The organism is Streptomyces griseobrunneus, assembly GCF_046713465.1.
Lineage (GTDB): Bacteria > Actinomycetota > Actinomycetes > Streptomycetales > Streptomycetaceae > Streptomyces > Streptomyces microflavus.
In genome coordinates this window covers 4,167,277-4,193,335 of the sequence record NZ_CP177080.1, presented here as the reverse complement: position 1 = coordinate 4,193,335, position 26,059 = coordinate 4,167,277, and the positions used below count along the sequence as shown (strand labels likewise).

Here is a 26,059-nt window from a genome sequence, read left to right as displayed (position 1 = left end):
GCATGGCACAGGCCCCGGCGGGAACCTGAAGGCGGGAACCAGACAACTGCCGTACGCGTACTCATGTACGACAGATCCGAGAGACGGGGCATCCATGGCACTGTTCGGCAACGCGCACACGATCAACCCGGCCACCGCCCAGCAGGACTACGAACGGCTCCTCGGCCAGGGCGAGCAGGTGCACGCCGCGTTCCTGCTGATCCGCGACACGATCCTGTTCACGGACCGCCGGCTGATCCTCGTCGACAAGCAGGGCATCACCGGCAAGAAGACCGAGTACCACTCCGTGCCGTACCGCAGCATCACGCACTTCTCGGTGGAGACGGCCGGCACGTTCGACCTGGACGCGGAGCTGAAGATCTGGATCTCGGGCAGCCCCACCCCGCTCCAGAAGACGTTCACGAAGGGCGTCGACATCTACGAGGTGCAGGCGATACTGACGCAGTTCGTGGCGCGGTAGCCCGGCAACGGTGGTTCAGAAATACGGGCGCAGCCGCGAGTTCGCCGCGTGCCCCGGGGCGGAGGCGCGCAGCCGGGCCACGCGCTCCCGCAGCTCGGGCAGCAGCCCGTACAGCACATCGCCCGGGCAGCGGGTCTCATAGCTGTCGCGGTGGCCCGAGATGACGTTCAGCCGGGCCACCTGGCCCTCGTCGAAGCGGCTCTCGGCGTTCGACGAGACCAGCTCGACGGTGGCGAGCGGGTCGACGCCGGGCCGCAGCTTCCAGGCGGCGAGCTCCACCAGCGCGTCCATCATCGGCTTCGGCACCTCGGTCCCCTCGCCGAAGGTGCCGATCGCCGCGATGCCGACCGTGTCCGCGTTGAACCCCTTGGTGTGGGCGCCGAGCACCGACCGTCCGACGCCGCCCGCCCGGCCCTCGTAGATGGTGCCGCAGCGGTCGACGAGGAAGTTGTAGCCGATGTCGTCCCAGCCGTCCTTCTCCACATGGTCGGCCTGGACCGCCCGGATCAGCTCGGGGGCGTCCGCGCAGTCGTAGCCGTTGGGGTTGCCGGTGTGGTGGATGAAGACCGCCTTCGCCGCACCCGTGTACTGCGGGCGCTCCCGGACCAGGCCCTCGTCGGCCCGCCACTCCTGGCGGCCCACGACGGCGGGCTGCGGCAGCCCGCGCGGCGGCCTCGGCCCTGTGGCCAGTTCACGCCGCTGCCCGTCGGGCGCCGGGCCGTCCTGGAACACCAGGAGGACCAGGAGCAGCAGCAGGGTGCCCAGGACGATTCGGCGGGACCACATGGAGTCCACCCTGCGCCCTGACCTCGTCCTTCGCAGGGGGGCGGGCCGTTCGGGTGACCCCTGCCCGGTGGGGGCTTTTCGTCCGGAATGCGCACCGGGACGCGTGTTCATACGATGAGATCCGGATCATCCGCCGCGCCCTGCGGGGGAGCCCGCCCGGATCGAGGAACCATGGCCCACGACCGTGAGCAGGACGAACCGGCGGTCAGCCTCAAGCCGAACGCCATCGGGTTCGTCGACGCCCTCGTCATCGGCCTCAACGCGACCTCCCCGGCCTACTCGCTGGCCGCCGTGATCGGCCCGATCGTCGCCCTGGTGGGGATCTACTCCCCGGGCGTCATGTTCGCCTCCTTCGTCCCGATGCTGCTGATCGCCTCGGCGTTCTACTACCTCAACAAGGTCGACCAGGACTGCGGCACGACGTTCTCCTGGGTGACCCGGGCGATGGGCCCATGGGCGGGGTGGCTCGGCGGCTGGGCGATCACCATGACCGGCGTCCTGGTGATCGGCTCGCTGGCCGATGTGGCGGTGAGCTTCACGCTGCTGGCGGTGGGTCTGGACGGCTGGGTCGAGAACGACTTCGTACGCCAGCCGCTCACCGTCCTCCTGATCATCGTGATGACCGCGCTCTGCGTGATCGGCACCGAGCTGTCCGCCAAGGTGCAGAACGTGCTGATCCTCCTCCAGATCGCGTTCCTGCTGGTCTTCGTCGTGGTGGCGCTCTACCGGGTGTACGCGGGCACGACCGGCTTCGACTCGATCGAACCCTCCTTCAGCTGGCTGGACCCGTTCGGCGCCGGTGACGCCGCACTGACCGGCGGGCTGCTGCTCGGGGTGTTCATCTACTGGGGCTGGGAGTCGGCGGTCAACCTCACCGAGGAGACCGAGGACTCGGCGAGCGCCCCGGGCCGGGCGGGCCTGTGGTCCACGGTGGTGCTCCTGGTGACCTACCTGTCGGTCGCCATCGCGGTCGTCGCCTTCGCGGGGACGGCGTTCCTGGCCGAGAACGCGGGCGAGGAGGAGTTCATCTTCGCCCAGCTCGCCGGGGACGTGCTGGGCGGCTGGGACTGGATCCTGCTGCTCGCCGTCGCCACCTCCGCGATCGCCTCCACCCAGACCACGATCATCCCGGCGTCCCGGACCGCCCTGTCGATGGCCCGCCGCCAGGCGCTGCCCAAGCACTTCGGGCACATCAGCCCCCGGTTCCGCACCCCCGACGTCAGCACGTGGTGGGTCGCCGGGATCGCCATCGCCTGGTACCTGGTCGTCAACCAGATCTCCACCAACGCCCTCTTCGACTCACTCACCGCGCTCTCCCTGCTGATCGCCTTCTACTACGCGCTCACCGGGGTGGCCTGCGCGGTCTACTACCGGCGCCATCTGACCGAGAGCGTGCGCAACTTCCTCCTCATCGGCCTCGGCCCGGTGGTCGGCGCCGGGCTGCTGGCCTGGCTGCTGGTGCGGTCGGTCATCGACATGTCCGACCCGGCCAACTCCTACAGCGGCACCTCGTGGTTCGGGCTCGGCCCACCGCTCGTCATCGGCATCGTGATCTCCCTGGTCGGCGTGGTCCTGATGGTGCTGTGGCGGCTGCGCGACGCGGTGTTCTGGCAGGAGCGGCCCTCGGTCGCCGACCCGGAGCTGGTGCACGCCCCCGCCCGGAAGGAGCGCTGAGATGTCGGTCGTCCTCGGTTACGACGAGTCCCCCGGCGCCGCCCGCGCCCTGCGCATCGCGATCGAGGTGGCGGCGGCGTACGGCGAGGAGCTGGTCCTCGTCTACGGCGCCGCCGCCCCGGGCCTGCGCGACGGGGCCGAGTACCGCAGCCACTACGACGCGATCCGGCAGGCCGGCCGCACCGGCCTGGAGCACGCGCTCACGGCCGCCGAGGAGGCAGGCGTACCGGCGAGTGTGGAGGTGCTGGACGAGAGCCCCGCACAGGCCCTCCTGGAGGCCGCCGGGCGGCATGGCGCCCGGGTCATCGTGGTCGGCACCTGGGGCGAGAGCCCGATGCGCGGGGCCCTGCTCGGCTCGACCCCGCACAAGCTGCTGCACATGTCCCCGATCCCGGTCCTGTGTGTACCGACGGAGGACGGCACGCCTTAGACGGCCGGGCCCCAGAAGGCGCGGGACCTCACCACGCCTCCCCGCTCTCCGCCGCACGGTCCGGGGCGCCCGCCCCCTTACCGCCCGCCTCCCTCCCCAGCAGCCGGAAGGCCAGCAGGGGGAACGTCAGCACCGACACCATCGCGGCGGCGACCAGCGCGGCGGCCTCGCCCGCACCGATCACCTTCTCGTCCAGGCCGATCGCCGTGATCGCGACCACCAGGGGCAGACAGGTCGACGCGAACAGCGCGAGCGCGGTCCGTGGAGCGCGCCCGGTCAGGTCACGCGGGGCCAGGAGGTACGCCGGTACGCCCCGCACCAGCAGGAACAGCAGCAGGAAGACGGGCAGGAGCCCCGCTGCTGTGCAGGGTCATGGCGATGATCCGGGCGAACCACGGGGGCCTCGGCCGCATCGCCCAGAACACCGCGCCCGCCGTGACGACGGCGAACACCGCCAGCACCGCGCTCGCCGCCCCGGGGCTGCGGCCGCTGAACAGCAGGGCCATCGCGATGATCGGCCCGAACTCGCCGACCGCCCCGAACGCCGGCACCACCGACCCGAACCGCCCCTCCAGCCGCCCCGAGTCCCGCAGGATCGGCAGCACCGCGCCCAGCGCCGTACTGGTGAGCGCGGTGCCGATCACCAGGCTCTTCGCCACGTCCGCGCCGCTGAGCAGCAGGGCGACACCGAGCCCGGCGGCGAACGAGAGGATCCAGGCGCCGCCGGCCCGGCGCAGGGTGGAGCCACGGACCTCGGCGAACCGGATCTCGTACCCCGCCAGGAAGATCAGCATCGAGAGGCCGAGGTCGGACAGGGTGTCGATGACCTGGTCGTGGTGGGCCCAGCCGAGCACATCGGGCCCCACCAGGATGCCGAGCACGATCTCGAAGATGACGACGGGGACGGAGAGCCACCGCCCGGTCGCGTAACCGAGCAGCGGGGCGAGAACCGCCAGGGCCATGATCAGGACGAGGGTCCCGGGGTGCTCCATCGCTCGCGTATAGCAAGGAACGCCCCGGAATCAGCCGCTATGACACCCCGCCGGTGGTACCCGGTCAGTTCGGGCAGTGGGTGTCCCGGGCGGGCCGCTTCCCGGTCACCAGGAAGTCGCTGACCATCCGGTCCCCGCAGGCGTTGCCGTTGCCCAGATACATCCCGTGCCCGCCCTGCCCGACGGTGACCATCCTGGCCCGCTCACCGAGCGCCGACCGCATCTTGAGGGCCCCGGCGTACGGGGTGGAGGGGTCGCGCAGGCTCTGGATCATCAGGACATTCGACGGGCCCTCGTCGGTTATCCGGGTGGGCCGCGGCTCCTGGCCGTGGGTCCAGAAGGCGCACGGCGTGATGTTGGCGGGCATCCCGGCCGTCAGCGGGTGGCGCGCCCGGTCGGCGGCGACCCGGCGGGCGTACCCGGTGGCCGGCCCCGGCCAGCGCACGTCGTTGCAGATCGCAGCGACCATCAGCGACGCGTCCTCGTCCGGAATCGGCCGCGCGAGGTCCGGGGTCAGCGACGGGCGGCCCTGCGGCTCCTGAGCGGCCTTCACCAGCCGGGCCATCGGGGCGAACGCGGCGTCGCTGTACAGCGCGCTCTGGAGCGCCTGCCGCAGCATGTTCCCGGTGAGCGGGGTACCCGGCACGTCCGACGCCTTCGGGTTCCGGTCCAACTCCCGCGCCAGGGAGAGGAACAGCGGCTGTACGTCGCCGGGGCGGCGGGCCAGCCGCAGCCCCTCCGCCTCCCGGGCCGGGTCCGCCGCCCACGCCGCGAAGTCGGGGAAGCGCTCGGCGGCACCGGGCGCCATGTTCGCCAGCCAGCCGTACGCGACCCGGCCCGGGTCCGGGTCGCCGGTGCTGTCCAGGACCAGGCGGTCGACGCGTCCGGGGTGCTCCTGCGCATAGACGGCGCCGACATAACTCCCGTACGAAGAGCCCCAGATGGACACCTTCCGCTCGCCCAGCGCGCCGCGCAGCCGGTCGAGGTCACGGACCTCGTTCCCCGTGGTGAAGGAGCGCAGCACCGGGCCGCCGTTGCGGGCGCAGAGCTCGGCGGTGCGGCGGGAGCGCTCGGTGTTGGCGGCGATCGAGCCGTCCGGTGCGGGCCAGGACCGCAGCGTCATCAGGTGCCGGTCGGCCTCGGGGATCCGGCAGCTCGCCCGGGTGGAGGAGCCGACCCCGCGCGGGTCCAGGCTGACCAGGTCGTATGCCCCCGCGGTTGCCGCCCGCAGCGCCTCGCCCTTCTGCGCCAGGCGCTGCACCCCGGAGGAGCCGGGCCCGCCGGGGATCACGAACAGCGTGCCGCGCCGGGCGTCCGGCCGGTCGGTACGCAGCCGGGTGACGCCCACCGCGACCGTCCGGCCGCCGGGGTCGCCGTAGTCCAGCGGAACCCGCAGCTCGGCGCACTCCTGCCCGACCGGGACCGGCACCCCGCCGGGCGGCTCGCAGGGGTGCCAGGCGAGCGAGGCCGCGGCGGGCCCCGCCGGGCGGCCGTGCGCGACGGACGACACGGCGGCAGGCGTCACGGCGGCGGCCAGCGTGCCGGCCACGGCGGTCGCGGAAAGGGTGCGCAGGAGCGCCTTGCGGGTCCAATTCTTCATGTGACAAGCCTGGTTGACCCGGCCACGGCTGCCCATCCGGAAGGCCGGTGAACGAAAGGTGGGGCCACCCCCCGGACCCGCCCTGCGGGACGCACCCGTCACCCGTTCTCCCGCGCCGGGGTGCCGGGTGGCGACGGGAGCCGTTGAATGCGAAGTCCGAGGCGTCCGACAGGAGCCGGGCACCTTCCCGGAGGCAGGGCGCCTCCCGGAAGCAGGGCGCCTCCCGGAAGCAGGGCGCCTCCCGGAGCCGAGGCACCTCCCGAAAACGGGGCGTCTCCCGAAAGAGGAGCGCCCTCCCGGAAGCGGGGCAGGACAGGACAGGAGCCGCATGCAGTCGTCACAGGCCCGCGCCGGCCGGGAGGCCGCCCCGCGCCGCCGCCCGGGAGCGCTGCGCCGCACCGGCGAATGGTGCGCCCGGCACTTCGTGACCGTCCTCGTGCTGTGGGTGGCCGCGCTCGCCGGGCTCCAGGTCCTCCAGCACGCCTACGGCGGCGACTACTCCGACGACTTCTCGCTCCCCGGCACCCAGTCGCAGGACGGCCTCGACGTCCTGAAGGCGCACGCACCACAGGCGGGCGGCTACAGCGCCCAAGTGGTGCTGCACGACGCCGACAAGCCGCTCACCTCGGTCTCCGACCAGGTCGCCACGGCCGTCGCCGACCTCCAGAAGCTGCCCGACGTGCTCTCCGCGCAGAACCCGCTGCCGCCGTCCGGTTCCACCCCGCCCCCGCCGCCCGACCCGAACACCGGGCCGCTCTCCACCGACCAGAAGACCGCCTACATCACCGTCCGCTTCAGCGTGCAGCCCTCCACCCTGGACCCGTCCTACCTCGACGGGGTCGACGCGGCGGTGCAGCCGCTGCGCTCGGCCGGGGTGGCGGTGGAGTACGGCGGTCCGCTCGGCGAACTGGCCCGGCCCGAACCGAGCGACCGCACCAGCGAGGCGATCGGCTTCGGGGTGGCGATCGTGGTCCTGCTCATCGGCTTCGGCAGTCTCCTCGCCGCCGTGCTGCCGCTGGTCACGGCCCTGGTCTGCGCGCTGTGCGGGCTCGCGCTCCTCGGGCTGCTGGCCGCCGCCGCGACCTTCGCGACCGTCTCCCCGACGCTCGCCACGATGATCGGTATCGGCGTCGGCATCGACTACGCCCTCTTCCTGGTCACCCGGCACCGGCAGAACCTGGTCGACGGCCAGGACCCGGTGACCGCCGCCGGGAACGCCGCCGCCACCAGCGGCCACGCGGTGCTGCTCTCCGGCTGCACGGTGATCATCGCGCTGTCGGGGCTGTGGGTCTCCGGGATCGGGTTCATCGGCAAGCTGGGCCTGGCCGCGGCGGTCACCGTCGTCACCGCGGTGATCGGCGCCCTCACGCTCGTACCGGCGGTCCTCGGTCTCATCGGCCGCCGCATCGACCGGATGCACGTGCGGAAACCGGTGGCCGAGACCGTACCGGCGACGGAGAGCGCGGAGGCCGGCGGCTGGCACCGGTACGCGCAGCGGGTGGAGCGGCGGCCGTGGTGGTTCCTGGCCGGCGGAGTGGTGCTGCTGGCCGTCCTGTCCTTCCCGGTCTTCTTCATCCAGCTGGGTCACATCGGCGACGGCGCCGACCCGAAGTCGTTCACCGACCGGCGCGCCTTCGACCTGATGTCCAGCGCCTTCGGCCCCGGCTCCAACGGCCCCCTGACCCTGGTCATCGACCAGAGCGAGGTGCCTTCGTCCGACCGTTCCGCCCTCGCCGACCAGGCGCAGAAGGCACTGACGAACATCCCGGACGCGGCCGTGATCACCCCGCTGACCGCCACATCGGACGGCGACGTGCTGACCGCCACCGCCTACTCGGTGGCCGCCCCGCAGAACGAGCGGACCACCTCCCTGACGAACCACCTCACCGACGACGTCCTGCCGCAGGCCGTCTCCGGCACCGACGCCAGCACGTACGTCACCGGCACGACCGCCGCCCAGGTCGACTTCCTGGACATCGTCTCCAGCCGGCTGCCGCTGATCATCGCGGTCGTCGTGGCCCTGGCCTTCCTGGTGATCCTGGCCGTCTTCCGGGGGCTGCTCGTCGCGGTGAAGGCCGCCGTGCTCAACGTCCTGTCGATCGCCGCCTCGTACGGGGTCGTGGTGGCGGTCTTCCAGTGGGGCTGGGGCGGCCCGGCACTGGGCGTGTCGGGGAAGGTCCCGATCGAGAGCTACGTCCCGATGATGATGTTCGCCATCGTCTTCGGGCTGAGCATGGACTACGAGATCTTCCTGCTCTCCCGCATCCACGAGGCCTGGCTGCGCACCGGCGACGCGCGGGCGAGCGTGGCGCACGCACTGGAGATCACCGCCCGGGTCATCACCTGCGCGGCACTGATCATGGTGAGCGTCTTCGCCGCCTTCGTGATCAGCGACAACATCGTGGTGAAGATGCTGGGCCTCGGGCTGGCCGCCAGCGTGCTCATCGACGCCACCGTCGTACGTCTGCTGCTGGTCCCGGCGGTGATGACCCTGCTGGGCCGGGCCGCCTGGTGGATCCCGCGCCCGCTGGACCGGATCCTGCCGCACCTGGACGCCGAGGGAGGCGCGCAGCAGTCCGGAAAGCCTCCGGCGGAAGTGACGGAGGACACAACTGGTGGAAGGAACGCCTCCGCCCCCTAGGGTGTCAGGATGCCCTCCCCCCTCACCTCCGAGCAGCCGCATCCCACAGCGGCTGCCGCCGTCCCGGAGACCGGCAAGCCGACTGCCGCCGGCCGGGACCACTTCTTCGACAACGCGAAGTACCTGGCGATCGTGCTGGTGGCGATCGGACACGCGTGGGAGCCGCTGCCCAGCGGTCGGCTGGTGGAAGCCGCGTACACCCTGATCTACACCTTCCACATGCCGGTGTTCATCCTGATCGCGGGCTACTTCTCCCGCGGCTTCGAGCTGCGGCCGGACCGGGTGTGGAAGCTGATCACCAGCCTGCTGGTGCCGTACCTCATCTTCGAGGTCCTCTACACGGTCTTCCAGCGGCTCGTGGAGGACCCGGACTACCACCTGTCCCTGCTCTCCCCCTACTGGCTGCTGTGGTTCCTACCCGCCCTCTTCTTCTGGCGGCTCTCCACCCCGGTCTGGCAGACGGTCCGCGCCCCGGTGCTGGTCGCCCTCGCCATCGCCGCCGTGGCGACCGTCTCACCGGCCGCCGACGGGGCCCTGCCGGTCCAGCGCACCCTGCAGTTCCTGCCGTTCTACGTGCTGGGCCTGCGGATGGGCCCGCAGCACTTCGCCTTCGTACGGCGTACGTGGGTACGCGTCGTCTCCGTACCGGTCTTGGCGCTCGGGCTGTTGGTGGCGTACTGGCTGGTGCCCCGGACCTCGACCTCCTGGTTCTTCCGGAAGAACAGCACCCTGGAGATGGAGAGCGCCGAGTGGACCGGCCCGACGGCGACGCTCCTGCTGTTCGTGGCGGCCGTCGTGCTCGGCGCGTGCTTCCTGGCCTGGGTGCCCAAGGGCCACAGCTGGATGACGGCGCTCGGCAAGTGCACGCTGTACGGGTACCTGCTGCACGGCTTCGTCATCCGGGGCCTGCGCTACGGGGGCTTCTACGAGCGGCCGTTCTTCGACACCACGCTGGGCACGGTCACCGTCACCGTGGGCGCGGCGGTCGTGGTGACCCTGCTGTGCACCCCGTACGTACGGAGCCTGCTGCGCCCGCTGCTGGAGCCCCGCCTGGAGTGGGCAAAGCAGAAGCCGCCGGCCGCTCGGACACCTTGACGGGTCGAGGGGCGGGCGGCGAAGAGCCGGGCAGCGGAGCGGGTCAGTGATCCAGGATGACGGTCCGGCCGATGACCGTGACGTGCTCCAGGACGTCCTCCAGCGGATCGTCGATCTGGCCCGTCGCGACCAGGGCCACCTGCGGGCCGTTGTGGGCATCCGTGTGCGTCTCGTCGGCGTGAGCGGCGGCGGCGGGCAGCACAGCCGCCACCACCGTCACACCTAACGCGGTGAGCTTCCTCTTCATGCTGTGGATCTTCGCCCGGGCCGGGCGCCGCGACGGGCACCGACGCCGGGCGTCCGGCCACTTGTTACAGAGAGTCGCCTGAGCGCTCCTCTGCGGCTGCCGGGGTACCCAGCAGCGCGGAGGCGGTCTCCAGCGGGGTGCGCGCGGCAGCGGCGGCCGGGGCCACGGCCGTCTCCGCGGTACGGCAGGTGAAGCCGAGCTTGGAGAGCGCCCGGACGACCTCGGCGGAGGAGAAGTCACGCCGGTCCTGCCGGGTGATCACCTCGCCGACCTGCTTGACCGGGTAGACGCGGCGGCTGATGACCACGGCGTCACCGGTGACGGGTTCGGGCTTGATGCCCTTCATCGAGTCCTCCACCTCGTTCTTGAACAGATCGAAGGGGAAGCGGGCGATGACACAGCGCATGGGTCCTCAACAGGGGTCGAGTGGCTCGGGAGGCCGCACGGCGGAGCCGTACGGGGAGGGCGGCGGCGGACCGCCGCCCCGCGCGCCCTACGCGGCGCGGTTGGACCGGCGCAGCGCGGCGGCCGCACGCGCCTCCGGCGTCGGGACACCCGGACGGCGGCCACGGGCCGGGGCCCCGCCGCCGCGCTTGGTGCCGCGGCCCATGAACGCGCCGCCGGCGCTGCGGCCGGAACGCTCCTTGGGCGGGGAGGTGATGACCACCGGGACGCCCGAGGGCGTCTGTGCTCCGGTGATCCGGCTCAGCTCGGCCTCGCCGGAGCGGACCTGGGCGATCTGCGGGGTGATCCCGGCGTCGGCCATCAGCCGGGTCATCTCGCGGCGCTGGTTGGGCAGCACCAGGGTGACGACGCTGCCGGACTCCCCGGCACGGGCGGTACGGCCGCCGCGGTGCAGGTAGTCCTTGTGGTCGCTGGGCGGGTCGACGTTGACGACGAGGTCCAGGTTGTCCACGTGGATGCCGCGGGCCGCGACGTTCGTGGCGACGAGGACCGTGACGTGCCCGGTCTTGAACCGCTCCAGGGTGCGGGTGCGCTGGGGCTGGGACTTGCCGCCGTGCAGCGCGGCCGCCCGGACCCCGCTGTGCAGCAGGTGGTCGGTGAGCTTGTCCACCGCGTGCTTGGTGTCCAGGAACATGATCACGCGCCCGTCGCGGGCGGCGATCTCCGTGGTGGTGGCGTACTTGTCGGCGCCCTGGACGTAGAGCACGTGGTGCTCCATCGTCGTGACGGCACCGGCGGCCGGGTCGACGGAGTGGACGACCGGGTCGTGCAGGTAGCGCTTGACGAGCAGGTCGACGTTGCGGTCGAGCGTCGCCGAGAAGAGCATCCGCTGCCCCTCCGGGTTCACCTGGTCGAGCAGCTCGGTGACCTGCGGCATGAAGCCCATGTCGGCCATCTGGTCGGCCTCGTCGAGGACGGTGATGGTGACCCGGTCCAGCCGGCAGTCGCCGCGCTCGATGAGGTCCTTGAGCCGGCCCGGGGTGGCGACGACGACTTCGGCGCCGCCGCGCAGCGCACTGGCCTGCCGGCCGATGGACATGCCGCCCACGACGGTGGCGATACGGAGCTTGAGCGAGCGGGCGTACGGGGTGAGCGCGTCGGTGACCTGCTGCGCCAGCTCCCGGGTGGGGACGAGCACCAGGGCGAGCGGGCGCTTGGCGTCGGCGCGGCGGCCCTCGGTACGGGCCAGCAGCGCCAGGCCGAAGGCGAGGGTCTTGCCCGAGCCGGTGCGGCCGCGGCCGAGGACGTCACGGCCGGCCAGCGAGTTCGGCAGGGTGGCCGCCTGGATCGGGAACGGGACGGTCATGCCCTCGGCGACGAGCGCCGCCTTGAGCGTGGCGGGCATCTCCAGCTCGCCGAAGGTCTCGGCGGCGGGCAGGGCCGGGGTGATGGTCACCGGCAGGGCGAACTCGCCCTTCAGCGCGGAGCTGCGGCGGCCACCGCCGCCGGAGCGCTTGGGTCCGCCGCCGAACCCGGCGGCACGGCGCTCGCCGCCACCGGAGTAGCGGGGGGCGCCGCCGGAGCGGGCACCGGAGGGGCCGCCGGAGCGGGTGCGGGCGAATCGGTCGTTCGAGCGGGGCGTGCGTTCGCGGTTCATGCAGAACCTTTCCTCGATGGGGCACGTATCGAGGGATTCCTTTTCGGGAAGCGGCCGTGAACGGCACCCAGAATCGCAAGAACGAGCCGATGAAATGACAAAAAAATAGCGAAACCCGGCCGCCGGGAATCAGTGCACCGGACGCGGCTTCGGCTGGGGACGCGCGCTCGGCGGATCCCGGAAACGACAACGAGCCGGGGCCCGCACCCCAAGGTGCGGGCCCCAGCTGCGCAGTACTACCTGAGCGATCAGGCGGGGGTGATGTTCTCGGCCTGCGGGCCCTTCTGGCCCTGCGTGACGTCGAAGTTCACCTTCTGGCCCTCCTGCAGCTCGCGGAAGCCGGAGGCGGCGATGTTGGAGTAGTGGGCGAAGACGTCAGCGCCGCCGCCGTCCTGCTCGATGAAGCCGAAGCCCTTTTCCGCGTTGAACCACTTCACGGTGCCAGTAGCCATGTCATATCTCCTTAGGGGAGGGGCAGTGCCCGCGGGCCCACACTGTGCGGACCCCACGTCGCCGCGATGATTACCCCGTCCGGAAAACCGGAAATACAAAAGTGCATCTACCGACATCGAGTCGGCTGATGCACTTGAAGTTTTTGGGAACCACAACTGCAACTGAGATCAACAGTAGCACGGCAGCACCGGGAGAGGATGAACCAAATATCACTCGGCATGGCGGAACAAAACGGCGGTAGAAAAAGCCTCATCGCACATTGCGTGAAATTCTGTGCTGGCGAATGCAGATATGTTCCCGGCCGTGGTCAGCGGGCCGGGCGGCCCCGCAGCTCCTCGTTGAGGCGGAGCGCCTCTTCGAGCTGGTCCTCCAGGATGACGATGCGGCAGGCGGCCTCGACGGGCGTGCCGGCGTCGACGAGCTCGCGGGCGCGGGCGGCGATGCGCAACTGGTAGCGGGAGTAGCGGCGGTGACCGCCCTCGGACCGCAGCGGCGTGATCAGCCGGGCCTCACCGATCGCCCGCAGGAACCCCGGCGTCGCCCCGATCATCTCGGCGGCGCGCCCCATCGTGTAGGCGGGGTAGTCGTCGTCGTCGAGCCGATCGATGGCGTGCGAGGGGGTCTCCGGGGGCATCTGCACCTCTTCTGTCACGCATGACCGAGGGCCCGGGGCGCCGTACACCTGCGGGGTGCCCCTCTGCTGCGTACCGCTGCTTCACCTGACTGCACAAGAAATCCTAATCGGCCGGGAAGGTCATGTCTATCGCGGCCGGAACAGGTTTCGGCCACCGGCGGGTGGGCGGTGGCCGACGCGCCACTGGAACTGACCGACTGGTCAGTTGTCGTCGGACGGACCGCGGGGCCATAATGCACGCGTAGCCCTTCACGCATCCCCCGTCGTGAAGGGCTACACCCCTGTCCGGCGCCGGTTCCGGGCCTGCCCAGCCCCGGTTCCGGACCGATTCGGGCGCCTCGATCATCACGGGCAAGGGACTCCCCTCGTGGTCCCCTGCCCGTGTTTTTTCGAGTTAACAGTGACGTAGAGTGTTTGCGCAAGCTCAGTTCCGACTCCGAGGTGAGCGTGGAGGCCCGGATGGCCATGGACGACGGTGACGAACCCGGTGCGGAACGGAGCGAACCACCAGAGACGGCCGGTCCTCCCCAGCTGAACTCGCTGCGGGAAAAAGTCGAGTACATGGTCGAGAAGACCTTCCCCGGCCAGAAGATCTCGGGCCGGTTCTTCGCGGAGCTGGTGCGGGAGCGCGGCGGATCCCTCTCGCACAGCTACTTCTCCAACATCCTCGCCGGCAAGGTCACCCAGCCCTCGGAGGAGATCCTCAAGGCCCTCGGGCTCGGGTTCGGTGTGGACTGGCGGTTCTTCAAGGAGGAGTCCGAGGTCGTCGACGACGTCGTCGCGGGGCTCCAGTTCCTGGCCAAGCGGCGGACCGGGGAGATCAGCGGGGTGGCGGGCCGCGGGCTGGACGACGACGGGCTCCCGCCGGAGCTGCTCCGGTTCGCGCTCTCCCTCCTGGAGGACGCCGCGCGGGAGACCCCGGAGGAGACGTCGCGGGAGACCCGGGAGACCTCTCGGGAAGCCTCGCGGGACAGCTCACAGGACAGCTCACGGCGCAGGGAGCGTGGGGCCGATGGTGGCGTGAACCGCCGCCCGGACGGTCCGGAAGCGTAGCGTCGCTGTCATGTCCCTGCGGAAGCTGCGCAAAGAGTGCGAGGCACAGCTCGCCGACCTGCCCATCCCGGCTCCGTTCTCGCTGACCGGTCTGGTCGCCAACATGGAGGCGGCGCGCGGCCGCACCATCCGGCTGCACGAGATGCCGGACCGGCTCGCCCGCGTCAACGCCGCCTGCGGGCTCCGCCTGAAGGCGGACACCACCAGCCTCGTCCTCTACCGCCGCAGGCCGACCGCTTACCAGACCGAGCACGTCATCCTGCACGAGCTCTGCCACGAGTGGTTCGACCACGGGACGACCCTCGACGCGGAGCAACTGCGCACGCTGCTCCCGGTCTTCGACACCTCGCTGATCGCCCGGATGATCTCCCCCGAGGCCGCCGAGTCCTTCGCCTCCGGCGGCTCCACCGTGCAGGCCCGCGCGCAGTACGCCACCCACGACGAACGCATGGCCGAATTCGGTGCCTCCCTCATCCCCCGGATGGCGCGGGACCTCACCACCGATGACATGGTGGGGCGGCTGACCGACTCCCTCTCCCGCCCGGTGGCCCACCGCCGGCGCGGGCTGTTCCCCCGGAGACGGCCGGACGACGCGTGAGACGGCACCGGTGGAACGACGGCTGACACGTGCCATCGCCCCGCCGCCACCACCATCACCGCAAGCACCCCCCGCGCCCGACCACCCGACACCCGAGGACGAGACCGCTGTGACCCCCCTCGATCTCGCCGGATACCTGATAGCCGGCCTGATGACAGCCGTTGCCCTGTGGCGTATGCCCGCTGCCCTGTGGGGAGATGAGGAGGACCGCAGACGGCGGGCCCTGTGGGGCTGCTACGCCGGATTCGCCGTCGCCCTGTGGACGAAGACCGAGGCGGTGCGCACCGGGCTCAACAACAGTGCCGTCACCGACCTCGCCGTCCTCATCAAGCACTACACCGCGACAGTGGCGATTCTGGCCATCCTCAGCTACATCGTCGCCATCTACGGCAGCTACCCCGAAGCGGGCACCGTTCCCCGCCACGTACGGTTCGCCCGGCTCGTCCAGCAGGTCGCGGCGAAGGCCTCGGTGGCGACGCTGATCCTGCTGACCGCCCTGTTCTTCACCGTGGTCGACCGCTCCGTCCCCTCGGACCGCTTCGTCTCCGACCACGCGGGCGAGTGGGGCGCCACGCTCTACATGAGCGTCTTCTACCTCTACCTCGGCGCCGCCTCCGCCGTCTGCGCGTTCCAGTGGGCGCTGGCCACCGCCGACGCCCGGCGGCGCCATCTGCGCATCGGGCTCGGGATGATGACGTTCGCGATGTTCATCGGCGTCGGCTACACCGTCAGCCGGACCCTGTTCCTCTGGGTCAGCGTGGTGGACGAGCCGAGCGAGGCGTTCGCCCTCCGCTTCGACCAGGTGACCGAGGCGGCGCAGCTGGTCCTCTTCGCGTTCTTCGCCATCGGGGCCTCGGTCCCCGCCTTCAGCACCGGCGCGCGCCGGGTGCGGCTGTGGCGGGCCCAGGTCCGGCTGCACGCCCTCTGGTACGAGCTGATGGCGTCCTTCCCCGACCAGCCCTTCGACCCGCCCGCCTCCCTCACCCGGGAGCTGACCCGGTTCAACGCCCCGGCCGACCTGCGGATCGACCGCTGGGCCGCCGACATCGCGGACGCGGCCGAGAAGCTGCGCCACTACGTCCCCGACGGGCTGGCCGCCGCCTCGGCGGAGGCCGCAGGCCGGGACGCCGCCGATGCCCGCCGGGTGGCGGCGCTCGGTGACGCGTACTGGATCAAGGCCGCCCTGCTGGCCAAGGACTCCGGCGCCCCCGCCGGGCCCGCCGCCGAGGTGACGGCCCAGCAGGCCGCCGACCAGGACGGCGAGGTGGCCCGGCTGGAGCTGGTCGCCGCCGCGTACCGGACGGTCACGGTGGAGCGCGCCCGTGAGGTGCTCGCGGCAGCCACGGGTACGACCGCAGTTACGGCCACCGCAGAGCGGACGGAGCAGACCTCGTGAGCAGCACCACCACGGCCGCCACCACCGAAGACACCACCCGCACCTCCGTCGCGCGCACGGTCACCGACGTACTCCAGCCCCGCAACGCCCTGCTGACCGGGATGCTCGGTATCGGGCTCGCCGCCTCGGGCGACTGGACCGGGCTGCTCTGGGGGTTCCTCGGAGCGCTCTGCGCCGGGCTGGTCCCGGCCGGGTACATCGAGTGGGAGCGCGGGCGCGGCACCTGGGGCGACCGCCATGTCGTCGACCGTACGAAGCGGGCCCCTATCTTCTTCGTCATCCTCGGCTCGATCGGGGCCGGTTCGGTGGTGATGGTCCTCGGCAACGCGCCGCACGGCATCCTCGTCGCGATGCTCGCGCTCTGGGTGATGACGATCGGGCTGCTGGCCGTCAACACGGTGTGGAAGATCTCGGTCGACTCGGCGGTGGCCTCGGCGGTCGTGGCCCTGCTCGCCGTCGTGCACTCCCCGTGGTGGCTGGCCGCGTACGCGCTGACCCTGGCCGTCTGCTGGTCGCGGGTGGCCCTCGGCTACCACACGGTCGCCCAGACCGTGGCGGGTGCGGCGCTGGGGGCGGCGACGACGGTGGCGTACGCGTTCGGCTGAGCGTTCCCGTGCTGTGCGCCCTCTCGTACGGCCTCCCGTGCGCCCGGCGCCGGGCGGGCGTGGCCGGGCGTGGCCGGGCGTGGCCGGGCGTGCGGACCTTACGGTCCCGTGACACGCGTGCGCCGCGCACCGCCCGGCGGCCGCCCGGCCCCTAGCGTGGCCGCCATGCGCGTACTGGTCACCGGCGGAGCCGGGTTCATCGGGTCACATGTCGTCGCCGCCCTCACCGCGGCCGGGCACGAGAGCGTGGTGCTGGATGCCCTGCTGCCCTCGGCGCACCCCGGCTCCTCGGCCCCCGAGGTCCCCGGGGCCCAGCTGGTCGTCGGGGCCCAGCTGGTCGTCGGGGATGTCCGGGACCGGGAGGCGGTGGCGGGGGCGCTCGCCGGGGTGGACGCGGTCTGCCACCAGGCGGCGATGGTGGGGCTGGGCAAGGACTTCGCGGACGCGCCGCTGTACGTGGGGTGCAACGACCTCGGTACGGCGGTGCTGCTGGCGGAGATGGCCGCCGCCGGGGTGCGGGATCTCGTACTGGCCGGGTCGATGGTCGTCTACGGAGAGGGCCGCTACGACTGCCCGCGCCACGGCACGGTCCGCCCCGGCCCGCGCCCGGAGGCCGGGCTGCGGGCGGGGAGCTTCGAGCCCCACTGCCCGCACTGCGGCGCGGAGTTGGAGCCGGGCCTGGTCTCCGAGGACGCGCCCGCCGACCCGCGCAACGTGTACGCGGCCACCAAGCTCGCCCAGGAGCACCTGGCCGCCGCGTGGGCGCGGGCCACGGGGGGCCGGGCGGTGTCGCTGCGCTACCACAACGTGTACGGGCCGGGGATGCCGCGCGACACCCCGTACGCCGGGGTCGCCTCGTTCTTCCGCTCGGCCCTGGCGCGCGGGGAGCCGCCCCGGGTCTACGAGGACGGGCGCCAGCGCCGCGACTTCGTCCACGTCCACGATGTCGCGGCGGCCAACGCGGTGGCCCTGGAGGCGGTCCGGGAGCGTCGGCCCGCCTCCTTCACCGCGTACAACACGGGCAGCGGCGAGCCGCACACCATCGGCGAGATGGCCACCGCGCTGGCCGCCGCGCACGGCGGGCCGGAGCCGGTGGTGACCGGGGAGTACCGCCTCGGCGACGTACGCCATGTCACGGCGGACTCGCGGCGGCTGCGCGAGGAACTGGGGTGGCGGCCGGGGGTCGGCTTCGCGGAGGGGATGGCTGAGTTCGCACGGGCCGGGCTGCGGGGGACGGGGGCAGCTCGGGCTGAAGGGGCGGCGCCCCAGCCCGTGGGGGCTGAGGCGCCGTAGAGCTCGGACTGCGGGGCTACAGGGCTTCGGCGTTGCGGGCTGAGGCGCCGTGAAGCTCGCGCTGCGGGGCTACGGGCTGAGGCACGCGTAGGGCACGGGCTACGGGCTGAGGCGCGCGTAGCCCGTGGCCCCGGGGCTCACACTCCGGCGCACTGCCCCGTGCGCGGGCCGCGGACCTCGTTGTTCCGGCCCGTGGTGTCCGGGGCCGGCAGGTTGCCGGAGCACGCCACGGGGCCCGTGACCTTGTTGGCGGCGAGCAGAACGCCTCCGGTGTTGCCGGTCAGGACGACGGCCCCGGTGACGGAGTTGGCGGTGCAGCCGGGGCCGCCCAGCCGGACGGGTCCGGTGGTCCGGCTGATGGCCAGGGGCCCGGTGACGCTCGAACCGCACACGTGGATCGCGGCGGCGCGGTCGGCCTGGAGCGGGCCCTCCAGCGTGGAGCCGGTCAGCACGAGGGCGGCGCCGGCGCGGACGGTGACCGGACCGCGCAGGGCGGCGCGGTCGACGCAGGTCACGCCGCCGGTGACGGTCAGCGGTCCGTTGCGCGTACCGGTGATCTTCGTGGTGCAGGCGGGGGCGGGCAGCACCCGGGCCTTGTAGTCGAGCGCCTCGGCGAGCTTGCCCGGCTTGGGGTCCGTCAGGGGCTTGCCCAGCTTGGCGAACTCCCCGCCCGTCTCCTTCTTTCCGCCGTTCCACTCCGCGATCCGGCCCAGCTGGGCGGCGGTCTTCCCGTCGTCGACGACCGCGTCCGGGGCGAGCGCGGCCATCGACTTCGACGCGCTCTTGACCAGGTCGAGGTACGGACCGGGGGAGGTGAGGTCGTACGCGGCCGCGTCGTGCTCCCCGCGCAGCCAGGAGCCCCAGGAGAACTCCAGGAACTCCGTCGCCCCGTCCGGGACTTCGTAACCGATGTCCCGCGTGAAGTAGACGAGGCTGCGGTACGGGTCGTCGCGGAAGTTCGTGATCCCCAGGCGGTCCGGCAGCCGGTCCACGGTGAGGGGCTTGTTTTTCTCGTCGCGCAGCCAGACCTTCTTCTCGGCGGTCATCCGCTGCCAGAAGGCGGTGGTGGAGAGGGAGCTGAAGTTGTCGGTGACGCGGAGGCGGATCGGCAGCCGGGTGGAGCCGTCGGGGCCCTCCAGGAAGGACGTCAGCGTGTGGTGTCCGTCGGTGAGGTACAGCTTCCCGCCCGGCCCGATCACGGCCGTCTTCATCGGGGCGATCGACTTCGCGGTCTCCTGGCCGAGCGGCACCGTGCAGGAGAAGCTCGCCGGGTCGTCCAGCCGGGCGCCGGGGCTCACCGAGGCCGCCTCGCCCTGCCCGTTGGTCTCGCACCAGTCGTCGAAGCGCTTGTTGAAGCCGCCCGCCGCCTCGTCCCGGTCGCTGCCGTAGCGGCCCAGCTTGTAGAAGACCTGGTCGAAGCCGAGCACGGCCTGGGTCGGGTGGAGTTCGCCCAGGGTGACGCCGATCAGATCGCCCGGCTGCGCACAGCTGCGCGGCAGCGGCCCGCTCCCGGCGCACGCCCCCGCACCGCCCGCGCTGCCGGGGCCCGCCGCTACCGCCCCGGTGGACGCGCCGACGACGACCGTGCCCGCGGCCAGCACTGCGGCCAGCAGCCGGGCCCCGCGCCGGGGCAGGCCGGTACTCGATCTGTTCATGGACGTCCTCTCCGTACACGCGAACTTCGCACACGCGTTCTTCCGTGGGGACGATCGCAAGGCGCGGCGACGCCCGTACGGACGTGGTGTGAACGGGCGATGACGCTGTCATGCCGCAGTGGGGGGACCGGCCGGCCCAGGCCCTCACACCGCCGGGAGCGTGACCGAGAAGCAGCAGCCGCCCTGGACGTTGCGGACCTCGGCGCGCCCGGCGTGGGCCTCCACGATGCCGCGCACGATGGCCAGGCCGAGCCCCGCGCCGGCCGGGGGCGTACGGGCATGGCTGCCGCGCCAGCCGGTGTCGAAGACCCGGGGCAGGTCCTCCTCCGGGATGCCTCCGCAGCCGTCGGTCACCGACAGCACGACCCCGCCGTCCGAGCGGTGCGCGGACAGGGCCACCGTGCCGTCCGCCGGGGTGCGGCGGATGGCGTTGATCAGGAGATTGCCCAGCACCCGGCTCATCTCCTTGCCGTCCACCTCCACCGGCACCTCCTCGATCCGGTCGCCCACCAGCCGCACCCCGCGCTCGCGCGCCAGCGGGCCGGCCCCGGCCAGCGCGTCGTCGACCAGGTCGTAGAGGGAGATGCGGGCCGGGGCGAGGGTGAGGGAACCGGCGTGGATGCGGGAGAGTTCGAAGAGGTCGCCGACCATCCCGTTCATCCGCTCCACCTCCGTCCGTATCTGTCGCAGATAGCGCCCGGAGTCGGGGGCCATGCCGTCCTCCAGCGCCTCGGCCATCGCCCGCAGCCCCGCCAGCGGTGTGCGCAGATCGTGCGAGATCCAGGCGACGAGTTCGCGCCGCGAGGTCTCCAGGGCCCGCTCGCGCTCCCGTGAGCTGTCCAGCTTGGCGCTGGTGGCGGCCAGCTCGTGGGTGAGCGCGGCCAGTTCGGCGGTGGGCTGCCCGGCGGGCGGCGCGAAGGTGCCGCCGTCGCCGAACGACCGCGCGGCCAGAGTCAGTTCGTGGCTGCGGGCGGCGACCCAGCGGCCCAGCAGTACGGCGGTGACGAGGGAGACCACGGCGGCCATGGCTACGACGGTCGTGACGACGTACAGGTCGTGCGACGACAGGAACATCGCCCACGCCACCGTCAGCGTCCCGGCGAGCATCGCGGTGACGGCCACGCCGGCGACGACGCTCATCGAGACCACGAGCGACCGGTGCCGCAGGAGCCGCAGGACGACCGCGCCGAGCAGTCCGGCGGCGGCCGCGCCGAGGAAGGCGAACAGGGCGATGAGGAGGAGGTCACGCACGGCCTGCTCCCTCCGTACGGCCGGTGGCCTCCGCGACCACCGTGCCCTCCGTGGCCCTCCTGACCTCCGCGGTCGCCGCGACCTCCGTGGCCTCCCCGTCGCCCGGGAGGTCCAGGCGGTACCCGACCCCCCACACCGTACGGATCAACCGGGGCCGTGCCGGGTCCTGTTCGACCTTGCCCCGCAGCCTGCGGATGTGGACGGTGACCGTGGACAGGTCGCCGAAGTCCCAGCCCCAGACCTCCCGCATCAGCTCCTCCCGGCCGAACGCCCGCCCGGGATGCCGGAGAAGGAAGGCGAGCAGGTCGAACTCCCGCAGGGTCAGGGCGAGTCCGGCACCGTCGCGGGACGCGCTGCGGGCCACCGGGTCCAGGCGCAGCCCGGCGCCCGACAGCGGCCGCGCCTCCTCGGCGGCCGGGGACCCGGCCCCGGCGCGGCGCAGCACGGATTCGACCCGCAGCACCAGTTCACGCGGGCTGAACGGCTTGGTGACGTAGTCGTCGGCCCCGGTCTCCAGGCCGAGGACGCGGTCCTCCTCGTCACCGCGTGCGGTGAGCATGATGACCGGGACCGGCCCGTGCGCGCGCATCCGGCGGCAGACCTCGAACCCGTCCATGGCGGGCAGCATCAGGTCCAGGACGACGAGGTCGGGCCGGGCCGCCGAGAACCGTTCCAGGGCGGCGGGCCCGTCCCCGGCCCGCTCGACGGCGTACCCTGCACGCTGCAGATAGCCGACGACGACCTCGGCCACGGTGGGGTCGTCGTCCACGACGAGGACCCGGCCGCGCCTGCCTTCGGGGGCGGGTGCGTGGGGCGGGGCGGACGGGGAGTTCTCCATGGCGTCCACCTTCGCACCGCTTTCCGGCGCGCCGGGGAGGAGCCCGCCGCCATCCGGCCGACGTCCATGTTTCGTAAGAACCTGAAGACCGGAATGTCGGAGTTGTCTCCGTAGGGTGAGGCGGGTGACCGATTCCTCAGCCCTTCACCCGGAAGCCGTCCCTCCGCAATCAGCCATTCCGAAGGCCGACATCGTCCTGCCCTGCCTCGACGAGGCGGGCGCCCTGCCCTGGGTGCTCGACCGGATTCCCGACGGCTGGCGCGCGATCGTCGTCGACAACGGCTCGACCGACGGTTCGGCCGAGCTCGCCCGCTCCCTCGGCGCGAGCGTCGTCACCGAGGAGCGGCGCGGGTTCGGTGCGGCCTGCCACGCAGGACTGCTCGCCGCCGAGGCCGAGTTCGTCTGCTTCTGCGACTGCGACGGCTCACTGGACCCCGCGCTGCTGGCCGGGTTCGTCCGGCGGATCGCGGACGGTGAGTGCGATCTGCTGCTCGGCCGCCGCCGCCCCGAGGGCCGGGGCGCCTGGCCCCCGCACGCGCGCGCGGGAAACCTGGCGCTCGCCCGGATGCTCCGCCGCCGTACGGGCCTGCGCCTGCACGACCTCGGCCCGCTGCGGGCGGCCCGCCGCAGCGACCTGCTGGCCCTGGACCTCACCGACCGGCGCAGCGGCTACCCGCTCCAGATGGTGGTGCGGGCCTCGGACGCCGGGCTGCGGGTCGCCGAGAGCGATGTCCCCTACCGGCCGCGCACCGGGAAGTCCAAGGTGACCGGCACCTGGCGGGGCACCTGGCACGCGGTACGCGACATGCGCGGGGTCCTGCGCGAACCACCGGCGGACCGCGCGTCCGCCGGGGCCGTGCCTACCGGGACGGGGGCCGCCCGATGAGCGCGCACGGAAACAGTGGACCCGGCGGGCCCATCGCGTACGGACCTGGCGGGCGCACCGCGCACGGGCCCGGCGGACCCACGGAGTTGCTGGTCATCGCGAAGGAACCGGTGCCCGGCCGGGTCAAGACCCGGCTCTGTCCGCCCTTCTCCCCCGCCGAGGCCGCCGAGCTCGCCGCCGCCGCCCTGGCGGACACCCTGCGGACCGTGCTCGCCCTCCCCGCCCGGCGGCGCGTCCTCGTCCTCGAAGGGCGGCCGGGCCCCTGGGTGCCGCCGGGCGTCGAGGTGGTCCCGCAGAGCGCGGGCGGACTGGACGAGCGGCTCGCGGCGGCCTTCGGCGGGTGTACCGGGCCGGCCCTCCTGGTCGGCATGGACACCCCGCAGATCACCCCGGCCCTGCTCGCCCCCGCCCTCGCCCCCGACGCCTGGGAGCGCTGCGACGCCTGGTTCGGCCCCGCCGAGGACGGCGGTTTCTGGGCCCTGGGCCTCGCGCAACCCGATCCCGCTCTGCTGCGCGGGGTGCCCATGTCCGTCCCGGAGACCGGTGCGGTGCAGCGGCGCCGGCTGGTGGAGGCCGGTCTCCGGGTACGGGACCTGCCGGTCCTGCTCGACGTGGACACGGCGGCCGACGCCCACCGGGTCGCGGCCGACGCGCCCGACGGCCGGTTCGCCGCGGTGCTCGGCCGGCTGACCGGGGTGGGGGTGCGATGAGTACGACGCTGCCCCCGTCGTCCTCCGGGACGGCCACGCAGGAGTCCCGGGAGGCCGCCGCCGCTCCGGACGCACCCGCTTCCCGGGAGACCCCCGGCACCCCGGACGCCCGCCCCGAGGCCACCACCGCCGAGACCCGCACCGAAGCGCACACCGGAGCCGAAGCCCGCGCGGGAGCGCACACGAGAGCCGAGACCGGGACCGGCCTCGGCGCGGAAGCCCGTACCGCCCCCTGGGGCACCGACCCGTACGCCAACGCCCTGCGCAACGGCCACGGCCCGCTCTTCCTCCGCCGCAGCGACGGCTGGCTGCTGCCCCTGGAGGTCGAACGCTGGTGCTCCGACGCGGGCTCCGCCGACCTCTCGGCCCTGCACCGGTGCGAGGGCCCGGTGCTGGACATCGGCTGCGGGCCGGGGCGGCTCGTCGCGGAGCTGAGCGCGCTGGGCCACCGCGCGCTCGGCATCGACGTCAGCGAGGCGGCGGTGGCCCGCACCCGGCGCATCGGCGGCTCCGCCCTGCTCCGCAGCGTCTTCGATCCGCTGCCGGGGGAGGGCTGTTGGGGCACCGTACTGCTCGTCGACGGCAACATCGGCATCGGCGGCGACCCGGCCGCCCTGCTGGACCGGGCCGCCGATCTCCTCTCCACCGGCGGGCTGCTGATCGCGGAGACCTCGCCGCTCGACATCGACGAACGCGTCCAGGTCCGCCTGGACGACGGCCTGCGCACACCGGCGGAGAAGACCGCCCCGGGCCCGGCGGACCGGCCGTTCCCCTGGGCCCGGATCGGTACCCCGGCGCTCCTGCGGTACGCCGGCGCGTGCGGCTGGCGTCCGGCCGATCAGTGGAGCGCGGAGGGCCGGGCCTTCGTCTCCCTGCGCCGACCCCGTCCTCCCGTACGGGAACGGAGCGCGCGGACCAGCAGCCAGAGCGCGGAGAGCGCGAACAGCACACCGGTGATCAACAGCCAGTGGGAGAGGTAGAGGTCCGGGGATGTGCCGGAGGCGGCCACGTACCGCCGCTCGGTCCGCCGCGTGATCAGCGGGAACCAGACCAGCAGGAGCAGCCCGGAGAGGAACACCGGTACGCGGACGAAGTTGACCAGGGCTCGGCGCGGCCCCAGCGCCGCGCGCAGAGCCCGGTCGGCCCCCGCGTACACCGGGAGCAGCACCAGATCGTGCAGCAGCGCCGATCCGGCGAACCAGAGCAGTACGCCGAGGGTGTCGCCGTCCAGAAGGCGTACGCCCGCGTATCCGGCCAGGCAGAAGGTGGCCGTCAGCAGGAGGAGGTGGAGGGGGCCCTCGCCGTACCACCGGCGCAGGGAGAAGCGGGACGGGCTGGGTGTGTCGGCGGGCAGGGGCGGCACCGCTCTCGTGGACATCAGAGTTCTCCGAACGTCAGGGTCTCGACCCATTTGGTGTTCAGCACCCCGGGCGCGGCAGGCACGATGATCCGGGCCGGGTAGCCGTGGTCGGGCGACAGCGGGGCGCCGTTGACCTCCAGCGCGAGCAGCGAGCGGCCGTCGCGCACCTGGTTGTCGCGGAGCGCGGCCTTGCGGAACGAGCCGCTGCGCTGCAACGACTCCACGAACACGGCCGGGGGCCGGTCCGGGTACCCGGCGAGCGCCGCCAGGTCCGACAGCCGCACCCCGCGCCAGAGCTGGTCCGAGGTCGACCAGCCCTCCACGCAGGCGATCGGGAGCGCCGCGCTGTGCTGCTCCATCGCCAGCAGCTCGGCCCGGGAGAAGCGGAGTTCGCCGGCCGGCCCCCGTACCGTCAGCCGCCAGCGCTCGCCGGTGTCGGCGGGGGTGATCCGGACGGCGGCGGCGGTCTTGTTGACCTGGAAGGCGTTCGGGCCAGGACCCTGTTCCGTACCGCCGCGCGGGGTGAGGAGCGCGAGGCGGCGCAGCGGCCCGTCGAAGCTGCGCCCGGCGGAGGTGACCAGCAGGAGCAGGGACCCGGCCCCCACCAGGGCGAGGGCGCCGCGCCGGGAGAGGGTGGCGGGCAGCGGGTCGGGGGCGGCGAGGGGGTCCGGCTCGCCGCGCGGGATGCCGGCCCGCAACACCCGTACGGCCTGCGGCATCTTCAGCGCCACATGGGCGACGAATCCGGCGAGGAAGACCCACGCCCCGTAGAAGTGCAGGGTGTAGAAGGACCCCGGGAAGAGGTAGTCCAGCTGGATGTTGAGCAGCCCGGTGAGGAACTCGAACAGCGCCCCGCCCACGAGGAGCAGCAGCGAGAGCCGCTCCAGGGCGTGGCCCACCGACCGGGCGGGCGGCAGCGCGAAGAGGCGCGGGATCACCGACCAGAGCTTCGCCAGCAGCACGGGTACGAGCACGATGCCGACCGTGACGTGCAGCCCCTGCGTCAGCCGGTAGAGCCAGTGCGGTCCGGTCGGCCAGGCGAACAGGTAGAAGCCCAGCAACCCCTTGTCCGGGGTCTTGTCGTTGACCGGGTCCAGGTCCGGGTTGTACGCGGCGTACGAGAGCAGGCCGGTGACGAACAGCAGGGTGAGCCCGGCGAGCAGCACGACACCGAGCACGGCGGTGAAGCGCACTCCGCGCACCGGGCTGCGCCAGAAGCCGGGGTCGGCGGGCGTGCGGAGGGCGGTGAGGCGGTCGGGGAGACGGCCGGTGAGGCGATCTGGAAGGGAGGGGATCCGGCGGCGTTCGGGCATGGGCCCGACGCTAAGCCGGTGACACCC

At 72.7% G+C, this 26,059-nt stretch carries 24 protein-coding genes and 1 pseudogene; 13 read left to right on the top strand and 12 right to left on the bottom strand.

Going from position 1 to position 26,059, the window contains the following annotated elements:
- Positions 1 to 94 precede the first annotated feature (94 nt).
- Positions 95 to 460 carry a PH domain-containing protein gene (locus tag ACK8N7_RS19145; protein WP_403217547.1) on the top strand — a complete coding sequence of 122 codons (366 nt, stop codon included), beginning with the start codon at positions 95 to 97 and terminating at the stop codon, positions 458 to 460.
- Between the two features lie 15 nt (positions 461 to 475).
- Here the strand turns inward: ACK8N7_RS19145 and ACK8N7_RS19140 are convergent, their stop codons facing one another.
- On the bottom strand, positions 476 to 1,246 hold the full coding sequence (locus tag ACK8N7_RS19140; RefSeq protein ID WP_403217548.1) for a peptidoglycan recognition protein family protein: 771 nt from the start codon (positions 1,244 to 1,246) through the stop codon (positions 476 to 478).
- Between the two features lie 171 nt (positions 1,247 to 1,417).
- Here ACK8N7_RS19140 and ACK8N7_RS19135 point away from each other — a divergent pair, with 171 nt between their 5' ends.
- Together ACK8N7_RS19135 and ACK8N7_RS19130 are read left to right on the top strand one after the other, a co-directional pair.
- Positions 1,418 to 2,920 carry an APC family permease gene (locus tag ACK8N7_RS19135; protein WP_403217549.1) on the top strand — a complete coding sequence of 501 codons (1,503 nt, stop codon included), beginning with the start codon at positions 1,418 to 1,420 and terminating at the stop codon, positions 2,918 to 2,920.
- Between the two features lies 1 nt (position 2,921).
- The gene (locus ACK8N7_RS19130; protein ID WP_403217550.1) at positions 2,922 to 3,350 is read left to right on the top strand and encodes a universal stress protein; all 429 of its coding nucleotides are present in this window, start codon (positions 2,922 to 2,924) and stop codon (positions 3,348 to 3,350) included.
- Positions 3,351 to 3,378: 28 nt separating this feature from the next.
- Here ACK8N7_RS19130 and ACK8N7_RS19125 read toward each other — a convergent pair.
- Positions 3,379 to 4,342, bottom strand: a pseudogene (locus ACK8N7_RS19125) (cation:proton antiporter).
- A gap of 64 nt (positions 4,343 to 4,406) precedes the next feature.
- Positions 4,407 to 5,942 (bottom strand): alpha/beta hydrolase, encoded by a 1,536-nt coding sequence (locus ACK8N7_RS19120; protein WP_500443372.1) that lies wholly within the window; start codon positions 5,940 to 5,942, stop codon positions 4,407 to 4,409.
- Between the two features lie 328 nt (positions 5,943 to 6,270).
- Here ACK8N7_RS19120 and ACK8N7_RS19115 point away from each other — a divergent pair, with 328 nt between their 5' ends.
- Both ACK8N7_RS19115 and ACK8N7_RS19110 read left to right on the top strand, forming a co-directional pair.
- On the top strand, positions 6,271 to 8,583 hold the full coding sequence (locus ACK8N7_RS19115) for an MMPL family transporter (protein WP_500443370.1): 2,313 nt from the start codon (positions 6,271 to 6,273) through the stop codon (positions 8,581 to 8,583).
- A gap of 9 nt (positions 8,584 to 8,592) precedes the next feature.
- On the top strand, positions 8,593 to 9,678 hold the full coding sequence (locus ACK8N7_RS19110; RefSeq protein ID WP_500443368.1) for an acyltransferase family protein: 1,086 nt from the start codon (positions 8,593 to 8,595) through the stop codon (positions 9,676 to 9,678).
- A gap of 43 nt (positions 9,679 to 9,721) precedes the next feature.
- Here ACK8N7_RS19110 and ACK8N7_RS19105 read toward each other — a convergent pair whose 3' ends face one another.
- From ACK8N7_RS19105 to ACK8N7_RS19085, 5 genes are all read right to left on the bottom strand, one after another.
- Positions 9,722 to 9,925, bottom strand: coding sequence for a hypothetical protein (locus tag ACK8N7_RS19105; RefSeq protein WP_500443366.1), 204 nt, complete (start codon positions 9,923 to 9,925; stop codon positions 9,722 to 9,724).
- A gap of 64 nt (positions 9,926 to 9,989) precedes the next feature.
- Positions 9,990 to 10,331: an SCO5918 family protein gene (locus tag ACK8N7_RS19100; RefSeq protein WP_015609672.1), complete on the bottom strand. Its 342-nt coding sequence runs from the start codon at positions 10,329 to 10,331 to the stop codon at positions 9,990 to 9,992.
- 87 nt (positions 10,332 to 10,418) lie between these two features.
- Positions 10,419 to 11,987, bottom strand: coding sequence for a DEAD/DEAH box helicase (locus tag ACK8N7_RS19095; RefSeq protein ID WP_403217555.1), 1,569 nt, complete (start codon positions 11,985 to 11,987; stop codon positions 10,419 to 10,421).
- Positions 11,988 to 12,235: 248 nt separating this feature from the next.
- A complete protein-coding gene (locus ACK8N7_RS19090) occupies positions 12,236 to 12,439 on the bottom strand; it encodes a cold-shock protein (RefSeq protein WP_015609674.1) in 204 nt (67 codons plus the stop codon).
- Between the two features lie 308 nt (positions 12,440 to 12,747).
- Complete coding sequence (locus ACK8N7_RS19085) at positions 12,748 to 13,074, bottom strand: MerR family transcriptional regulator (protein WP_403217556.1); 327 nt, start codon at positions 13,072 to 13,074, stop codon at positions 12,748 to 12,750.
- A gap of 414 nt (positions 13,075 to 13,488) precedes the next feature.
- Between ACK8N7_RS19085 and ACK8N7_RS19080 the strand changes: the two genes are divergently transcribed.
- From ACK8N7_RS19080 to ACK8N7_RS19060, 5 genes are all read left to right on the top strand, one after another.
- A complete protein-coding gene (locus ACK8N7_RS19080; protein ID WP_500443364.1) occupies positions 13,489 to 14,127 on the top strand; it encodes a hypothetical protein in 639 nt (212 codons plus the stop codon).
- 10 nt (positions 14,128 to 14,137) lie between these two features.
- Entirely contained in the window at positions 14,138 to 14,725 is a 588-nt protein-coding gene (locus ACK8N7_RS19075; protein WP_403217558.1) for a toxin, read from the top strand.
- Positions 14,726 to 14,834: 109 nt separating this feature from the next.
- Positions 14,835 to 16,121 (top strand): MAB_1171c family putative transporter, encoded by a 1,287-nt coding sequence (locus ACK8N7_RS19070; RefSeq protein WP_500443362.1) that lies wholly within the window; start codon positions 14,835 to 14,837, stop codon positions 16,119 to 16,121.
- Positions 16,118 to 16,726 carry a hypothetical protein gene (locus ACK8N7_RS19065; protein WP_403217560.1) on the top strand — a complete coding sequence of 203 codons (609 nt, stop codon included), beginning with the start codon at positions 16,118 to 16,120 and terminating at the stop codon, positions 16,724 to 16,726. The genes ACK8N7_RS19070 and ACK8N7_RS19065 overlap by 4 nt, the downstream gene beginning before the upstream one ends.
- Positions 16,727 to 16,891: 165 nt before the next feature.
- Positions 16,892 to 18,019 (top strand): NAD-dependent epimerase/dehydratase family protein, encoded by a 1,128-nt coding sequence (locus ACK8N7_RS19060; protein WP_500443359.1) that lies wholly within the window; start codon positions 16,892 to 16,894, stop codon positions 18,017 to 18,019.
- A 137-nt stretch (positions 18,020 to 18,156) separates the two neighbouring features.
- Here the strand turns inward: ACK8N7_RS19060 and ACK8N7_RS19055 are convergent, their stop codons facing one another.
- The 3 genes from ACK8N7_RS19055 to ACK8N7_RS19045 all read right to left on the bottom strand — a co-directional run bounded on the left by ACK8N7_RS19055 (position 18,157) and on the right by ACK8N7_RS19045 (position 21,763).
- Positions 18,157 to 19,674 carry a ParB/Srx family N-terminal domain-containing protein gene (locus ACK8N7_RS19055; RefSeq protein WP_500443357.1) on the bottom strand — a complete coding sequence of 506 codons (1,518 nt, stop codon included), beginning with the start codon at positions 19,672 to 19,674 and terminating at the stop codon, positions 18,157 to 18,159.
- A gap of 144 nt (positions 19,675 to 19,818) precedes the next feature.
- A complete protein-coding gene (locus ACK8N7_RS19050) occupies positions 19,819 to 20,925 on the bottom strand; it encodes a sensor histidine kinase (protein WP_403217563.1) in 1,107 nt (368 codons plus the stop codon).
- Positions 20,918 to 21,763, bottom strand: a complete 846-nt coding sequence (locus ACK8N7_RS19045; protein ID WP_403217564.1) for a response regulator transcription factor — start codon at positions 21,761 to 21,763, stop codon at positions 20,918 to 20,920. The genes ACK8N7_RS19050 and ACK8N7_RS19045 overlap by 8 nt, the downstream gene beginning before the upstream one ends.
- A 124-nt stretch (positions 21,764 to 21,887) precedes the next feature.
- Between ACK8N7_RS19045 and ACK8N7_RS19040 the strand changes: the two genes are divergently transcribed.
- The 3 genes from ACK8N7_RS19040 to ACK8N7_RS19030 are packed head-to-tail and all read left to right on the top strand — an operon-like array spanning position 21,888 to position 24,339.
- On the top strand, positions 21,888 to 22,649 hold the full coding sequence (locus tag ACK8N7_RS19040; RefSeq protein ID WP_403217565.1) for a glycosyltransferase family 2 protein: 762 nt from the start codon (positions 21,888 to 21,890) through the stop codon (positions 22,647 to 22,649).
- Positions 22,646 to 23,359, top strand: a complete 714-nt coding sequence (locus tag ACK8N7_RS19035) for a TIGR04282 family arsenosugar biosynthesis glycosyltransferase (RefSeq protein ID WP_403217566.1) — start codon at positions 22,646 to 22,648, stop codon at positions 23,357 to 23,359. Before ACK8N7_RS19040 ends, ACK8N7_RS19035 begins: the two co-directional genes overlap by 4 nt.
- Positions 23,356 to 24,339: a class I SAM-dependent methyltransferase gene (locus ACK8N7_RS19030; protein ID WP_403217567.1), complete on the top strand. Its 984-nt coding sequence runs from the start codon at positions 23,356 to 23,358 to the stop codon at positions 24,337 to 24,339. Before ACK8N7_RS19035 ends, ACK8N7_RS19030 begins: the two co-directional genes overlap by 4 nt.
- Before the next feature lie 397 nt (positions 24,340 to 24,736).
- On the opposite strand, the gene ACK8N7_RS19025 is transcribed toward ACK8N7_RS19030, so the two are convergent.
- Positions 24,737 to 26,032 carry a molybdopterin-dependent oxidoreductase gene (locus ACK8N7_RS19025; protein ID WP_500443353.1) on the bottom strand — a complete coding sequence of 432 codons (1,296 nt, stop codon included), beginning with the start codon at positions 26,030 to 26,032 and terminating at the stop codon, positions 24,737 to 24,739.
- Positions 26,033 to 26,059 lie beyond the last annotated feature (27 nt).

Coding starts and splice junctions, on each gene's coding strand:
- ACK8N7_RS19145 (WP_403217547.1), top strand. CDS start 95: ATGGCACTGTTCGGCAACGCGCACACGATCAACCCGGCCACCGCCCAG.
- ACK8N7_RS19140 (WP_403217548.1), bottom strand. CDS start 1,246: ATGTGGTCCCGCCGAATCGTCCTGGGCACCCTGCTGCTGCTCCTGGTC.
- ACK8N7_RS19135 (WP_403217549.1), top strand. CDS start 1,418: ATGGCCCACGACCGTGAGCAGGACGAACCGGCGGTCAGCCTCAAGCCG.
- ACK8N7_RS19130 (WP_403217550.1), top strand. CDS start 2,922: ATGTCGGTCGTCCTCGGTTACGACGAGTCCCCCGGCGCCGCCCGCGCC.
- ACK8N7_RS19120 (WP_500443372.1), bottom strand. CDS start 5,942: ATGAAGAATTGGACCCGCAAGGCGCTCCTGCGCACCCTTTCCGCGACC.
- ACK8N7_RS19115 (WP_500443370.1), top strand. CDS start 6,271: ATGCAGTCGTCACAGGCCCGCGCCGGCCGGGAGGCCGCCCCGCGCCGC.
- ACK8N7_RS19110 (WP_500443368.1), top strand. CDS start 8,593: ATGCCCTCCCCCCTCACCTCCGAGCAGCCGCATCCCACAGCGGCTGCC.
- ACK8N7_RS19105 (WP_500443366.1), bottom strand. CDS start 9,925: ATGAAGAGGAAGCTCACCGCGTTAGGTGTGACGGTGGTGGCGGCTGTG.
- ACK8N7_RS19100 (WP_015609672.1), bottom strand. CDS start 10,331: ATGCGCTGTGTCATCGCCCGCTTCCCCTTCGATCTGTTCAAGAACGAG.
- ACK8N7_RS19095 (WP_403217555.1), bottom strand. CDS start 11,987: ATGAACCGCGAACGCACGCCCCGCTCGAACGACCGATTCGCCCGCACC.
- ACK8N7_RS19090 (WP_015609674.1), bottom strand. CDS start 12,439: ATGGCTACTGGCACCGTGAAGTGGTTCAACGCGGAAAAGGGCTTCGGC.
- ACK8N7_RS19085 (WP_403217556.1), bottom strand. CDS start 13,074: ATGCCCCCGGAGACCCCCTCGCACGCCATCGATCGGCTCGACGACGAC.
- ACK8N7_RS19075 (WP_403217558.1), top strand. CDS start 14,138: ATGTCCCTGCGGAAGCTGCGCAAAGAGTGCGAGGCACAGCTCGCCGAC.
- ACK8N7_RS19060 (WP_500443359.1), top strand. CDS start 16,892: ATGCGCGTACTGGTCACCGGCGGAGCCGGGTTCATCGGGTCACATGTC.
- ACK8N7_RS19055 (WP_500443357.1), bottom strand. CDS start 19,674: ATGAACAGATCGAGTACCGGCCTGCCCCGGCGCGGGGCCCGGCTGCTG.
- ACK8N7_RS19045 (WP_403217564.1), bottom strand. CDS start 21,763: ATGGAGAACTCCCCGTCCGCCCCGCCCCACGCACCCGCCCCCGAAGGC.
- ACK8N7_RS19035 (WP_403217566.1), top strand. CDS start 22,646: ATGAGCGCGCACGGAAACAGTGGACCCGGCGGGCCCATCGCGTACGGA.
- ACK8N7_RS19030 (WP_403217567.1), top strand. CDS start 23,356: ATGAGTACGACGCTGCCCCCGTCGTCCTCCGGGACGGCCACGCAGGAG.
- ACK8N7_RS19025 (WP_500443353.1), bottom strand. CDS start 26,032: ATGCCCGAACGCCGCCGGATCCCCTCCCTTCCAGATCGCCTCACCGGC.